14 protein-coding genes are annotated in these 12,736 nt (G+C 62.4%); 10 read left to right on the top strand and 4 right to left on the bottom strand.

Annotation, left to right across the window (positions count from 1 at the left end; genetic code table 11):
• Positions 1 to 581, bottom strand: a 581-nt coding sequence (locus tag ACEW8G_RS05585) for a hypothetical protein (protein ID WP_373487451.1), incomplete at its 3' end; no start/stop codon positions are given.
• A gap of 152 nt (positions 582 to 733) precedes the next feature.
• On the opposite strand from ACEW8G_RS05585, the gene ispH reads away from it, so the two are divergent.
• From ispH to rnhA, 3 genes are read left to right on the top strand one after another with little or no spacing between them, the layout of a single operon-like run.
• Entirely contained in the window at positions 734 to 1,717 is a 984-nt protein-coding gene (gene ispH / locus ACEW8G_RS05580; RefSeq protein ID WP_373487450.1) for a 4-hydroxy-3-methylbut-2-enyl diphosphate reductase, read from the top strand.
• Positions 1,717 to 2,688: a homoserine kinase gene (gene thrB / locus ACEW8G_RS05575; protein ID WP_373487449.1), complete on the top strand. Its 972-nt coding sequence runs from the start codon at positions 1,717 to 1,719 to the stop codon at positions 2,686 to 2,688. The genes ispH and thrB overlap by 1 nt, the downstream gene beginning before the upstream one ends.
• A gap of 36 nt (positions 2,689 to 2,724) precedes the next feature.
• The gene (gene rnhA, locus ACEW8G_RS05570) at positions 2,725 to 3,162 is read left to right on the top strand and encodes a ribonuclease HI (protein ID WP_373487448.1); all 438 of its coding nucleotides are present in this window, start codon (positions 2,725 to 2,727) and stop codon (positions 3,160 to 3,162) included.
• Between the two features lie 61 nt (positions 3,163 to 3,223).
• On the opposite strand, the gene ACEW8G_RS05565 is transcribed toward rnhA, so the two are convergent.
• Genes ACEW8G_RS05565 through ACEW8G_RS05555 form a run of 3 tightly spaced genes read right to left on the bottom strand, consistent with a single transcriptional unit; the run spans position 3,224 to position 5,432 of the window.
• On the bottom strand, positions 3,224 to 3,328 hold the full coding sequence (locus tag ACEW8G_RS05565) for a DUF1508 domain-containing protein (RefSeq protein ID WP_373487447.1): 105 nt from the start codon (positions 3,326 to 3,328) through the stop codon (positions 3,224 to 3,226).
• Positions 3,325 to 4,437: an NAD(P)/FAD-dependent oxidoreductase gene (locus ACEW8G_RS05560; RefSeq protein ID WP_373487446.1), complete on the bottom strand. Its 1,113-nt coding sequence runs from the start codon at positions 4,435 to 4,437 to the stop codon at positions 3,325 to 3,327. Before ACEW8G_RS05560 ends, ACEW8G_RS05565 begins: the two co-directional genes overlap by 4 nt.
• Entirely contained in the window at positions 4,437 to 5,432 is a 996-nt protein-coding gene (locus ACEW8G_RS05555; RefSeq protein ID WP_373487445.1) for an alpha/beta fold hydrolase, read from the bottom strand. Before ACEW8G_RS05555 ends, ACEW8G_RS05560 begins: the two co-directional genes overlap by 1 nt.
• 20 nt (positions 5,433 to 5,452) lie before the next feature.
• Between ACEW8G_RS05555 and ACEW8G_RS05550 the strand changes: the two genes are divergently transcribed.
• From ACEW8G_RS05550 to ACEW8G_RS05520, 7 genes are all read left to right on the top strand, one after another.
• Positions 5,453 to 5,923 carry a prepilin peptidase gene (locus tag ACEW8G_RS05550; RefSeq protein WP_373487444.1) on the top strand — a complete coding sequence of 157 codons (471 nt, stop codon included), beginning with the start codon at positions 5,453 to 5,455 and terminating at the stop codon, positions 5,921 to 5,923.
• Between the two features lie 41 nt (positions 5,924 to 5,964).
• The gene (cpaB, locus tag ACEW8G_RS05545) at positions 5,965 to 7,008 is read left to right on the top strand and encodes a Flp pilus assembly protein CpaB (RefSeq protein WP_373487443.1); all 1,044 of its coding nucleotides are present in this window, start codon (positions 5,965 to 5,967) and stop codon (positions 7,006 to 7,008) included.
• Entirely contained in the window at positions 7,005 to 8,678 is a 1,674-nt protein-coding gene (locus ACEW8G_RS05540) for a type II and III secretion system protein family protein (RefSeq protein WP_373487442.1), read from the top strand. The genes cpaB and ACEW8G_RS05540 overlap by 4 nt, the downstream gene beginning before the upstream one ends.
• Before the next feature lie 29 nt (positions 8,679 to 8,707).
• The gene (locus ACEW8G_RS05535) at positions 8,708 to 9,352 is read left to right on the top strand and encodes a CpaD family pilus assembly protein (protein WP_373487441.1); all 645 of its coding nucleotides are present in this window, start codon (positions 8,708 to 8,710) and stop codon (positions 9,350 to 9,352) included.
• Positions 9,349 to 10,629, top strand: coding sequence for a pilus assembly protein CpaE (locus tag ACEW8G_RS05530; protein ID WP_373487440.1), 1,281 nt, complete (start codon positions 9,349 to 9,351; stop codon positions 10,627 to 10,629). Before ACEW8G_RS05535 ends, ACEW8G_RS05530 begins: the two co-directional genes overlap by 4 nt.
• Before the next feature lie 54 nt (positions 10,630 to 10,683).
• On the top strand, positions 10,684 to 11,655 hold the full coding sequence (locus ACEW8G_RS05525; protein ID WP_373487439.1) for a type II secretion system F family protein: 972 nt from the start codon (positions 10,684 to 10,686) through the stop codon (positions 11,653 to 11,655).
• 75 nt (positions 11,656 to 11,730) lie between these two features.
• The gene (locus ACEW8G_RS05520) at positions 11,731 to 12,672 is read left to right on the top strand and encodes a type II secretion system F family protein (RefSeq protein WP_373487453.1); all 942 of its coding nucleotides are present in this window, start codon (positions 11,731 to 11,733) and stop codon (positions 12,670 to 12,672) included.
• Positions 12,673 to 12,736: the final 64 nt, after the last annotated feature.

Genomic DNA, 12,736 nt, shown 5'->3' with positions numbered 1-12,736 from the left:
ACCGCAGCGTCAGGATCGCCGGTCTTGCGGCGGCGGGTGATGCGCTCACGGATGTCCTCGGGCAACGTCGCAGCGGACTTTTCGATATAGCCAGCCCCGGTGCCCTTGGCCTCGGCGCGATACTGGCCATCGGCAAAGTTCAGCGTGACCGCACCAACGCGCTTGGCGACCACGGCGGTGCCACCGCGCACGATGGTGGAGAAATAAGGCAGAGTGACCGTGCGCTGGCCGCGATTGTCGGTGCGCCGCGCCTGCACATCAAAGCTGGCGGTCGAATAGATCTGCGCGCCGGTCTCATCACAGGTGCTGCGCACGTTGGTCAGCGTGGCGACGACATCGATCGCGCTCGCATCGCGGCTGCTCGCCGGATTGAACAAGGTGACATCGCCGGTGTGCGCGGGAATCGCGACATTCGGGCAAGCGGTGAGGGTGGAGGTGACGCCCACACCCGAGTCCACGACCAGCTGGTTCTTCTCTGCGCAGCCGCCCAACGCCAGCAGGGCCAGCGCAGAACCCATCATCACGACGGTCGGTTTTTTGGGCAGATGGGCCATGGCTGGGCGGAAATCCTTGAATGTCATATCCAACGCTCCTTATCGGCCAGACCGGCCAAGCGCAACGGCCTGATTTCGCGCGCGGGGCCTGTCGTCAGCATCGGGGCAAGTTGAAATACTTCCCTCACGCCGTCGCATCGCCTAAGACCGGGACAAGAACTAGGAAAGCGAAGCTGAACATGAGCGAAACCGCCCGCCACCCGTTGCAGGTCAAGCCCCCCCTGCTGGTCAAAATCGCCGCACCGCGCGGATTTTGTGCAGGCGTGGACCGCGCCATCGAAATTGTCGAGCTGTCGCTGCACAAATATGGCGCGCCGGTCTATGTCCGGCACGAGATCGTCCACAACAAATATGTCGTCGACAGCCTGAAGGAAAAGGGCGCAGTTTTTGTCGAGGAGCTTGATGAGGTGCCCGATGGCGTGCCGGTGGTGTTTTCGGCGCACGGCGTGCCCAAGGCGGTGCCGCACGAGGCCGCCGAGCGCGGGCTGAACTATCTCGATGCGACCTGCCCGCTTGTCTCCAAGGTGCATCGCCAGGCCGAACGCCAGGTCGAGGCGGGACGGCATATCATCTTCATCGGCCACCGGGGGCATCCGGAGGTGATCGGTACCTTTGGCCAGGTCGCGCCGGGCCACATGACGCTTGTCGAGACAGTTGACGATGTTGGCACGTTGCAACCTGATGACGAGAGCAACCTCGCCTTTTTGACCCAGACCACGCTGTCGGTCGATGACACTGCCGAAATCGTTGTCGCGCTGCGCAAACGCTTCCCCCGCATCGTCGGCCCCAAGGCCGAGGACATCTGCTATGCGACATCGAACCGGCAGGCGGCGGTGAAGGCCATGGCCTCGTCGTGCGACCTCGTGCTGGTCATCGGCGCACCCAACAGCTCTAATTCGCTGCGACTGGTCGAGGTGGCAGAGCGTCACGGCACCCGGTCGCGGCTGATCCAGCGCGCACAGGAAATCGAGCTGGGCTGGCTTGACGGCGTGACCACCTTGGGGCTGACCGCCGGTGCATCCGCGCCCGAAGTGCTGGTGCGTGAGGTCATCGATCTGCTTTCACATCGCTTTGATGTGATCGAAGAGACAGTGCGCACCGTCGATGAACGCATCACCTTCAAGCTGCCGCGCGGGCTGACCGAGCAGGCCGACGCTGCCTGATGGCGGTCTACACGCAAGTCAGCGCCGAGCTGATGGCGCGGTTTCTCGATGACTATCAGACCGGCGAGCTGATCAGCTTCAAGGGCATTGCCGAGGGCGTCGAGAACAGCAATTATCTGGTCGAAACGCGCGGTGGCGCAGATGGCCACCGCTTCATCCTGACGCTTTACGAAAAGCGCGTCGATGCCGGTGACCTGCCGTTTTTCATGGCGCTGCTCGATCATCTGGCGGCGCGCGGCTGCCGCGTGCCGCGCGCGATTGCCAATCGCGACGGGCATCAGATCAGGGATCTCGCCGGACGCCCCGCCTGTCTGATTGAGTTTCTCGAAGGCGTATCGCTGACCAGCCCCAGCCCGGTGCAGGCGCACGCGGCAGGCGAGGCACTGGCCGAGATGCACCTAGCGTTGGAGGATTTCACGCTCATCCGGGCCAATAGCATGGGCAAGGCGGCCTGGCATGATCTGGCCGCGCGCTGTGACGGGCAGTGGCACAAGATCGACCCTGCGCTCGGCCAGCTGGTGCAATCCGAACTCGATTGGCTGGATGCGCACTGGCCTGTCGATTTGCCGCAATCGACGATTCATGCCGATCTGTTCCCGGATAATGTGCTGATGTTGGGCGATACGGTCACCGGCCTGATCGATTTCTATTTCTCGTGCACTGATGCCCGCGCCTATGACCTTGCGGTGACACACAGCGCCTGGTGCTTTAACGGCGATGGCACCGGCTTTGACCGGGCCGTGTCTGACGCGCTGATCGTCGGATACCGCAGTAAAATTGCACTCACTGGCGAAGAAACAGCCGCCCTTCCCGTTTTGGCACGCGGCGCTGCCTTGCGCTTCACGCTCAGCCGCGCCTATGACTGGATTAATACGCCGCCAGACGCGCTGGTGACCCGCAAGGATCCCATGGCCTTTGCCCGGCGGTTGCAATTTTATGCGGACCCAGTCCATGCTGATGTGTTTGACTGATCGCGCACAGAACAACAAACGGGTTGCGGACATCCTATGAAAACGGTTGAGATCTTCACCGACGGTGCCTGCAAGGGCAACCCTGGCCCGGGCGGCTGGGGCGCAGTGATCCGCTTTGGCAAGCACGAGAAGGAGATTGCGGGCGGCGAGGCGGATACCACCAACAACCGCATGGAGATGCTTGCCGCGATCCGCGCGCTCGAAACGTTGATCGAGCCGTGCCATGTCATCCTGCACACCGACAGCACTTATGTGAAAGACGGCATCACCCGCTGGGTCGATGGCTGGCAGCGCAACGGCTGGAAAACTGCATCAAAAAAGCCGGTGCGCAATGCCGATTTGTGGCACGAACTGATCGCCGCCGTCGCCCGGCACGAGATCGACTGGCGCTGGGTCAAGGGCCATTCCGGCCACCCGGAAAACGACCGCGCCGACCGGCTGGCAAGTGATGCAGCGGAGGTCGCGCGAGGGTGATACGCAAGTCTTGCTGTTCTCCGGCCCCGGAGAACAGCTCAAACAGACAAACCAGAAGCGCTCAGCTGTTGTCTTCTGTCGGTGCGCACAGCCCGTTTTTCCTGATCGATTCAATAGCATTCACCGCCGATGGCTTGCTGGCATAACGGTTGCAAAGCCCGTTCAAGCGAACCTCGCAGGATCATACAATTGCCCATCAACCGCGCGCAGCATCGCACCGGGCGTCAGGCCGAGCAGAATTGCTGCGCCCAGTTTTGCGGCAGCGGGCGCAGTCTGGATGCCGAAGCCGCCCTGACCTGCAAACCAGAAGAAACCCGGCTGGTCGTGCGCAAAGCCGATCAGCGGCAGCCGGTCGGGCGCAAAGCTGCGCTGCCCGGCCCAGCGATGCTCGACCGCCTCGATCTGCCAGTCCACCACCTCGCCGAAGCGCGCGATGGCCAGCGCCATGTCGATCTCTTCGGGCGCAGTGTCGCCGGCGCTTTCGGGCGTTTCGTCATGCGGGCTGAGCCACAACCTCCCGGCCTCTGGCTTGAAATAATAATCGCCCTTCACCCCCAGTGTCAGCGGCAGATCAACCGGCGGCGCGGGGCTGGTGCGCAACTGTACGACGGTGCGCCGGTACGGCTGCACCCCCAAAGGCTGCACGCCAGCGATGTGCGCGACAGCGTCCGCCCAGGCCCCTGCGGCATTGACCAGCCGCCGGGTGGTCACGGTGTTCTCGCCAATGACGAGCGACCAGCCCTGCGATGTCGCACGTGCCGACACCAGCGGCGCGCGCAAGGCAACGCCTGCGCCTGCGCGCCTTGCAAACGCCAGATAGGCCTGATGCAGGCCGCCGACATCGATATCCTGGCAATCTGGCTCAAACACGCCTGCCACAATGTCCGCCGCAAGCCCCGGCACCTGCGCCTCAAGCGCGGCCCGGTCGAGCGAGTCCATCCGCACCCCGCTGTGCGCGAAGTCCGCGACGAACGCTTCGAGCAGATGGGCCTCGTCAGCTCTGGCCAGCGTAAGTGACCCACGGCGGCTGAGGAAGCTTTTCTCGCCAAAGCCGGGCGGCGGCGATGCCAGCCATGGTCCCGATGCGGTTGTCAGCGGCTGGACCTTGGGTCCGCCGTAGCTTTCCGCCCAGAATGCGGCAGATCGGCCCGTCGCGTGATAGCCTGGCCGATCCTCCGCCTCGACAATCAGCACCCGGCAGTGGTGCGCGATTTCCGCAGCCAGGCTGGCTCCGGCGATGCCGCCGCCGATGATAACCACATCATAGTCAGCCATCAGGCGAGCGCCCCGGTCCCTTCGGCAAGCGGTGCGGGCACCTTGCGCGCCAAAAACGCGTCAATCGTCTGCAGCACCTTGTCGCGCACCGAATCAACCTCACGCAGCACCTCGTGCCGTGCCTCGCGGCCGAAGACGAGCAATTCGCTATCCGGAATGCGCGCGGCTGCATCGATGATCGCGTCATTGTCGACCAGCTGGTCAGCGCGGGTGCCGATCAGCAGCGTCGGTACGGTCACCGATTCCCACTGGCCGGGAGCATTGGTGCGCCGTGTCGAATCATAGGCGCGCTCGACCCAGTGCCAGCTCGCCGGGCCCATCACCAGATTGGGTCGCTGTGCCCACCAGTCCAGCTCATCGGCGTAGCGGTCATTGTCATGGGTCAGCAAAGTCTGGCGGATAGCAAGCGGCGATGCCGGTTTCTCGCTGACCTTCCACGCCGGGCGTTCGGCCTTGCCCAGCCCACGCATGACGCGGGTTACGGCATGACCAAAGCTCGCGGGCAGACCCAGCCCCTTTAGGCCCAGCATCGGCGCGCTGAGCACGGCGGCCACGGGATCTATCCGCTTTTCGATGATCGCGCGCGCGATAAGATGGCCACCCATCGAATGGCCGATGATGACGTGTGGCGCCGGCGTCTGTGTCTGCCACGCGCGCCACAGCGCGCTGATGTCGTCGATCCAGGTCGAAAAATCATCGATATGGCCGACAAACTGGTGATCGGACAATCGCCCCGACCCGCCCTGCCCGCGCCAGTCGGCCGCAGAGACATTCCAGCCCTGCGCCTGCCAGTGGGCGAGGGTCTCCAGATATTTTTCGTAAATGTCACCGCGTCCGGGCAAAAACAGCATCGACCCGCGCACCGTGCCGCCGGTTACCCCGCCTGCCGCCATATCGATTTTGCGGATCGGCCAGCCATCAGCAGTGTGCCAGATTGTTTCGACCGCATCGTCAGGAATTCTGCGGCGATCTATGGTTACTTTTTGGTAAGTCATCCGCGCTAACGCTCTGCCCCATGAATGATCTGTTCGTCTACGGTCTGCTGGGGGCCTTGGCAATCGCGCTGTTGCACGCGGTCTATACCGATGTGGTGCGCCGCGAGATCGAAGACTGGCTGAACATCGGCATCGCGCTTGCCGCGCCGCTGTTCTGGTATGCATCTGGCCTCGCCGTCTGGCCCGATATGGCGATGCAGCTGGCGCTGGGCCTTGGTGTTTTCATCGTGTTTGCTCTGGTTTTTGCCATCGGCGCGATGGGTGGCGGCGATGTCAAGCTGCTCGGCGCGCTGGCTTTGTGGTTCCATTGGATGACGATGCTGAAAATCGTGATCATCATGTCGCTGGTCGGCGCAGTGCTTACCTTGGTGATCGTCGCGTTGCACAAAATCCGCCGCTTGGAAGGGCGCCCGGAGGTTCCCTACGGCATCGCCATCGCCGCAGCGGGGCTTTGGGTGGTTGGCGAACGGTTTTTTAACCATTTTGCATGAAAACGTGAACATCAAGCAGGAAATTAGGGACCTCGGGCGTCATGGATAGAAGGAAAGTCATCCTCCTCGTTGGAGCGTTGCTGGTCGCGCTGACCACTGCCTTTCTGGCGCGCAGCCTGTTCACAGGGTCAGCCACGCCAGAGGTAACCGCAGCCCAGCAGGTCGCAGAGCCCAAAGGCCCGCGCGTTCTGGTCGCAAACCGGTCATTGCCGGTGGGCACGATCATCACGCCCGACAGCGTGGCCTTTCAGCCTTGGCCGGCCAAGCTTGTTTCCAACGCCTATTTCCTTGAAGATGCATCGCGGATCGACACGCTGCTGGGCACCGTCGTGCGCAATCCGATCACGGCGGGTCAGCCGGTGACGCAAGGCTCGCTGGTCAAACCGGGCGATCGCGGCTTCCTCGCCGCAGCGCTCGGCCCCGGAATGCGCGCGGTCACCGTGCCGGTTTCGGCGCGCACCGGCGTTGCCGGTTTTGTGTTCCCGGGTGACCGGGTCGACCTTGTGCTGACCCAGTCGGTTGAAGGCGACGGCTCGGCGCTCAAGGCATCCGAAACGATCATCCGCAATCTGCGCGTGTTGGCTACCGACCAGCGCATTGATGCCGAGAACGCAGAAGGCAAGACCGAGGTCATCGCCTTTACCACCGTTACTGTCGAAGCGACGCCCAAGATGGCAGAAAAAATCGCCGTGGCGCAAACCATTGGCACGCTCAGCCTGTCACTGCGCTCAATTGCCGACAACGAAGCAGAGCTTGAGCGGTCGATCGCCGCAGGCGACGTCAAACTGCCCGAAGGCGCTGACCGCCGGACCGAGGACCGCTTCATCAAGGCGCTCGCGACCAGTCCGGTCGATACCGATGTCTCCTATGTCACCGGGGGCGATGTCTCGCGCTTTCAGCGCAGCACAGTGCCCCCGCAGAACAATCGTGGTGGCGGAGCAAGCGCACAACCAGCGCCTGCAACAAACGTCGCCAGCGGCAACGTCTCCAGCGGCAATGTCGGCGCTGCTGTTGTCCGCACCGGGCCAGTGGTGCGTGTCGCACGGGGTAACGAAGTGACCGTGGTGCCGGTCGGAGGAAAATGATCATGCGTATCTCTAATATGATCAAAACCGCTTTGCTGTGCGGAACAATTGCGACGGTCGGCACCTTCACGGGGCTCGCCCCGATCCTGGCGGGCGCAGCCAACGCGCAGTCGGGCATGCAGCGCCCGCAGGACACGCTGGTGCTCTCCATCGGTCGCGGGCAGCTGATCAACCTGCCCGGCAAAATGAGCGATCTGTTCATCGCGGATACCGAGATCGCCGATGTGCAGGTCAAGACCGCAAACCAGGTTTACGTGTTCGGCAAGGCGGGCGGCGAAACCACGCTGTATGCCAGCAACGCCGCCGGTCAGGTCGTCTATTCGGCAACGATCCGCGTAGGATCGAACCTCGATTCGATTGACCAGATGCTGACGCTGGCCATGCCCGATGCCAAGGTGCGGGTGAGCACCCTGAACGGCATTGTGCTGCTGACCGGCACCGTGGGTGCCCCGGTTGATAGTGCCGAGGCAGAACGTCTGGTGCAGGCCTTTGTCGGCGAAGAAGTTAAAGTCATCAGTCGCCTGAAAACCGCGACCCCGCTGCAGGTTAACCTGCAGGTGCGCATCGCCGAGGTCAGCCGCTCGCTGGTGCGCGAAATCGGCGCCAACCTGTTGACCCGCGATACCACCGGCGGGTTCCTGTTCGGGATCGGCCGGGCAAACCGCAGCTTCGCCACGATTGGTGAAGCGGTGCCATCGGCCAACTTCCCGCGCATCGATGCCTCTTCGCAGTTTGGCTTCCCTGCAGGCACGCTGAGCCTGCCGTTCAATCCGGCGACGGGTCAGTTCGTTGTTGGCGGCACAAGCACGACGTTCAACACGCCCACAGATGGCACCACTGCGGTACAGCTGGCTGGCCGCCTGTTCGGGCTCGATGTCGCCACGGCCTTTGATCTTGCCGAACGCGTTGGGCTGGTGACGACGCTGTCGCAGCCCAACCTGACCACGCTTTCGGGTGAAACGGCGGACTTCCTGGCGGGCGGCGAGTTTCCGATCCCGATCAACCAGGGTCTGGGCACGACAACCATCGAATACAAGAATTTCGGGGTCAGCCTGGCCTATACCCCTACCGTGCTCGCCAATGGCCGCATCTCGATGCGGGTGCGTCCCGAAGTGTCTGAACTGTCAACCGTCGGCTCGATCACGCTCAACGGCTTTCAGGTGCCCGCATTGACCACCCGCCGCGCCGAAACGACGGTCGAGCTGGGGTCGGGGGAAAGCTTCATGATCGCCGGTCTGCTCAGCAATTCCTCGCAGAGCCTGATCGAAAAAGCCCCCGGCCTTGGCGATATGCCGGTGCTCGGCAACCTGTTCAAGTCACGCGAGTATCAGCGCGGCGAAACCGAACTGGTGATCGTCGTGACACCGTATCTGGTCAAGCCGGTCAATGCCAACGACATTGTGCTGCCGACCGACGCGCTGCGGTCTGCCAATATGGCCGAGCAGCTGATCAACAATCAGGATTCAAGCGGCATCACCGGCGGCGACCGGCCCAAGCCTAGCGTTGAACAGCCTGCTGACAGCGCACCGAATTTTGGCGCGTTGCCGATGCAGCCTCGGGCGATGCCGTCTGAGCCTGCCAAACCCAGGCGTGAGGCGCGCGCGGCGAAAAATCGCCAGGTTAAACCCGGCACGGTGGCATCCGCCAGCCCGGGCTTTTCGTTCGAATAAGGTCAGGGGCGGTCGTGAGGAGAAATACAATGCGCGCATATCATGCAGCCATCGCAGCAACAGCGATGATCACGCTGTCCGGCTGTGGCAACATGTCGAGCAACCGCATGCTGGAAAGCGTGCATCAGCCCGTTGTCCAGCGCAGCAATTTTGCGCTCGATCTTGACACGCGCAATGGCACGCTGGCGCTTGAGGAACAGAAGCGGCTGGCCGAATGGTTCGGCGCGATGGAGCTGGGCTACGGCGACCGGGTGGCGATTGATGATCCTTCGGGCGGCAACGTCGTGGTGCAGTCATCGGTCGAGGCGGCTGCATCGCGTCATGGCCTGCAGGTCAGCGATGTCGCCCCGGTGACACCCGGCACCATCGCCCCCGGCACGGTGCGCGTGGTCGTGACCCGCAGCACCGCCTCGGTACCCGGTTGCCCTGACTGGAAAACCAAGATGGAAATGAACTACAACAACGCGACCAGTAGCAACTACGGCTGCGCCACCAACAGCAACCTGGCGTCGATGGTAGCGAACAAGGAAGATCTGGTGCGCGGCGAGCCGGGCAGCGGCACTGTTGCCACCCAGCGCTCTGATCGCGCCATCAAGCAATATCGTGAGGCTGAGCCGACCGGCGCGCAGGGCCTGAAGGAAAGCTCGACCCAGACTGGTGGAGGATCGCAGTGAACGCACCCTGGAAACCTGGCATCTCTGGCACGCGCGATCCATTTGCCGCCTTTATCTGCGATGAGTCATCGCTCGACATCGTGCGAGGTCTTGCCGTCAACATGGGCTGGCCAACCGAAAAGTGCCACAAGGGCGGCCTGCGCAATGCCGTGCAGTCGCTCTCAGTCACCGCCAGTCCCAACATCCTGCTGGTTGACCTGTCGGAATCGGGCGATCCGCTCAACGACATCAACGCGCTGGCAGAGGTTTGCGAACCTGGGACCGTGGTTATTGCCATGGGCCAGGTCAATGACGTCCGGCTTTACCGCGATCTGATCTCCAGTGGCTTGCACGACTATCTGCTCAAGCCGGTCGGCCCTGAACAGCTGCGCGATACGGTCATGCAGGCGCAGGCAGTGCTGACCGCGCCCAAGCCGGGCGAAGTGGTAGCTGACCGCACGCATATCGGTGTTATGGTCATCGGCACGCGCGGCGGCGTGGGCGGATCGACCGTTGCGACCTCGCTTGCCTGGCAACTCAGCAAATATTCCGGGCGGATGACGGCGTTGCTTGATCTTGACCTGCATTTTGGCACCGGTGCGCTGACCATGGACCTTGAGCCCGGTCGCGGCCTGACCGACGCCATCGACAACCCCAGCCGCATCGATGGGCTGTTTATCGAGCGCGCGATGATCAAGGCCAATGACAAGCTCTCCATCCTGTCCGCCGAAGCGCCGATCAGCGCGCCGTTGATGACGGACGGCGCGGCGTTTTTCCAGCTGAAGGAAGAATTCCGCCACGCCTTTGAAGCCACGGTGGTCGATCTGCCGCGCCAGATGCTGATCGACTATCCACATCTTGTCTCTGACACCAACATCGCAATTCTGGTGACCGAGCTGACGCTGGCATCGGCACGCGACGCAATTCGCTTGCTGGCCTGGCTCAAGTCCAACGCACCGGTCGCGCGCATCTTGGTGGTCGCCAACAAGGTGCAGCCTGCTGCGCTGGAAATCACCCGCGCCGATTTTGAGACGACCATCGAACACAAGATCGATTTCCTCATCCCGGCTGACCTTAAGACCGCTGCGCAGGCTGCCAAGCTTGGCCAACCGTTCTGCGAAGCGGGCAAATCGAGCAAGGCAGGCGTGGTGATGAAGGCGCTGACCGAACGTTGCCTGGGCCTGGCCGACGAGGAGGTCGTGACGGAAAAGGACAAGGGCGGCGCAAAAAAATCCCTGCTTGGCAAATTCAGTGACTTCAGGTCGCTGCTGCCGGCAAAGCCCGCCAAGGCAAAATAAGGCCAGCTGCTTGCCCGATGGGAAAGCAGGGCCGGATGAGGATGGGCAAATCGCATGAGCATGGCGCAAACATTGATGTTGGCACTTGGTACATTGGCCGTGCTGACGATGGTGATTATGGCGTTCGCCGGCCCTTCCTCGCGCAAGGAACTGCAGCGGCGGATTCTGGTGGTGCGCGAGCGGCACAGCGAAAACGCCACCGCAAAGGTCGAAGCGCAGATGCGCAAGGCCATCGCCAACCGCAAGCCACGCTTCAACCAGACCACCGAAAGCCTGACCAAGACCGAGATGCTTGGCCGCCGGCTTGCGATGACCGGCAAGTCATGGACCGTGCGCAAGTTTTTGCAGGTTGTGGTGGGCCTGGGCCTTGTCGTGGCGCTACTCGTCTATTTCAGGACCGGGCAATTGGCAATGAGCGCGGCCATCGGCGCCGCAGTCGGCTTTGGCCTGCCGCATATGGTCGTCAGTCATTTCATCAAGCGCCGTCTCGCCAAGTTCATTGCCCGCTTTGCCGATGCCATTGATCTGCTGGTTCGCGGCTTGCGCTCTGGTCTGCCGGTGACCGAGACGCTGCAGGTCGTCGCCAAAGAAATTCCGGGCCCGGTGGGCGAGGAATTCAAGCTGGTCACCGAACGGATCAAGATTGGCCGGTCGATGGAGGACGCGCTGCAAGAAAGCGCAAACCGACTGGCGCTGCCGGAATTCAACTTTTTCTGCATCACGCTCGCCATCCAGCGCGAAACCGGCGGCAATCTGGCTGAAACCCTGTCGAACCTAGGCGCCGTGCTGCGGTCACGCGCGCAGATGAAGCTTAAGATCAAGGCGCTCTCGTCCGAATCCAAAGCCTCAGCCTATATCGTCGGCGCGTTGCCGTTTCTCGTCTTCATCATGATCTGGTGGGTGAACCCCGAATATCTTGCCGGTTTCTTCAGCGAAGAACGGCTGATGATTGCCGGGCTCGGTGGCTTGCTCTGGATGAGCATCGGTGTGTTCATCATGGCCAAAATGGTCAGCTTTGAAATCTGATTTGGGGGATACGGACCAGTGCCAAATGCTGCCAACCCGACCCTGATAGGGATTGATGTCGTCTTTGTGGCGACAATGCTGGCTGCGATCGCCACGCTTGCGGTGTTGATTGCCATCTATGCAGCGACCACAGTGCGCGATCCCATGGCCAAGCGGGTCAAAGCGCTCAATGAGCGGCGCGAGCAGCTGAAGGCCGGCATCACCGCTTCAACCGCCAAGAAACGCACGCGGATCGTTCACCGCAACGATACCACCGACAAGATGCGCAGCACGCTGCAGTCGCTGCGCGTGTTGCAGGACGAACAGCTCAAGTCCGCGCAGCAGAAGCTCGCCCAGGCCGGCATCCGCTCAAAAGACGTTGCCGTGGCGATCATCTTTGGCCGCATGATGCTGCCGATTGTGCTCGGCGGCGGGGCAGCGCTGGCGATCTATGGCTTTGGCATTCTGGTGCCCGACTGGACACCGATGAAGAAGTTCGGCCTGTTCGCCGCCATCCTGATCAGCAGCTACAAGGCGCCCGACATCTTCGTCCAGAACATGATCACCAAGCGCACCGACCTGATCCGCAAGGGGCTTCCTGACGCGCTCGACCTGCTGGTGATCTGCGCCGAAGCCGGGCTGACCGTGGACGCCGCCTTCAATCGCGTCGCCAAGGAACTCGGCCGGGCCTATCCGGAGCTGGGCGACGAGTTTGCCCTCACCGCAATCGAACTCGCCTTCCTGACCGAGCGGCGACAGGCGTTTGAGAACCTGGCCTATCGCGTTGCGCTCGATTCAGTGCGCGGGGTGGTGACGACCATGATCCAGACCGAGAAATACGGCACACCGCTGGCGTCCGCGCTGCGTGTGCTGTCTGCCGAATTTCGCAACGAACGCATGATGCGGGCCGAGGAAAAGGCCGCGCGGCTGCCCGCGATCATGACCATTCCGCTGATCCTGTTCATTCTGCCGACGCTGTTCGTCGTTATCCTCGGCCCGGCAGCCTGTTCGATCGCGGATGCCTTCGGCGACAAGTAATCGCTGCGTTACCCGGCACCATACAGGCACAAAAAAAGGGCGGTCCTGAAAAGGGCCGCCCCAG

The organism is Blastomonas sp. (assembly GCF_041747255.1).
Classification (GTDB): Bacteria; Pseudomonadota; Alphaproteobacteria; order Sphingomonadales; family Sphingomonadaceae; genus Blastomonas.
This window is presented reverse-complemented; position numbering and strand designations above follow the sequence as displayed.

Excerpts from the sequence above, each read along its gene's own strand:
- thrB (WP_373487449.1), top strand. The coding sequence starts at position 1,717 with ATGGCGGTCTACACGCAAGTCAGCGCCGAGCTGATGGCGCGGTTTCTC.
- ACEW8G_RS05535 (WP_373487441.1), top strand. The coding sequence starts at position 8,708 with ATGCGCGCATATCATGCAGCCATCGCAGCAACAGCGATGATCACGCTG.
- ispH (WP_373487450.1), top strand. The coding sequence starts at position 734 with ATGAGCGAAACCGCCCGCCACCCGTTGCAGGTCAAGCCCCCCCTGCTG.
- ACEW8G_RS05525 (WP_373487439.1), top strand. The coding sequence starts at position 10,684 with ATGAGCATGGCGCAAACATTGATGTTGGCACTTGGTACATTGGCCGTG.
- ACEW8G_RS05520 (WP_373487453.1), top strand. The coding sequence starts at position 11,731 with ATGCTGGCTGCGATCGCCACGCTTGCGGTGTTGATTGCCATCTATGCA.
- ACEW8G_RS05555 (WP_373487445.1), bottom strand. The coding sequence starts at position 5,432 with ATGACTTACCAAAAAGTAACCATAGATCGCCGCAGAATTCCTGACGAT.
- cpaB (WP_373487443.1), top strand. The coding sequence starts at position 5,965 with ATGGATAGAAGGAAAGTCATCCTCCTCGTTGGAGCGTTGCTGGTCGCG.
- rnhA (WP_373487448.1), top strand. The coding sequence starts at position 2,725 with ATGAAAACGGTTGAGATCTTCACCGACGGTGCCTGCAAGGGCAACCCT.
- ACEW8G_RS05550 (WP_373487444.1), top strand. The coding sequence starts at position 5,453 with ATGAATGATCTGTTCGTCTACGGTCTGCTGGGGGCCTTGGCAATCGCG.
- ACEW8G_RS05560 (WP_373487446.1), bottom strand. The coding sequence starts at position 4,437 with ATGGCTGACTATGATGTGGTTATCATCGGCGGCGGCATCGCCGGAGCC.
- ACEW8G_RS05540 (WP_373487442.1), top strand. The coding sequence starts at position 7,005 with ATGATCATGCGTATCTCTAATATGATCAAAACCGCTTTGCTGTGCGGA.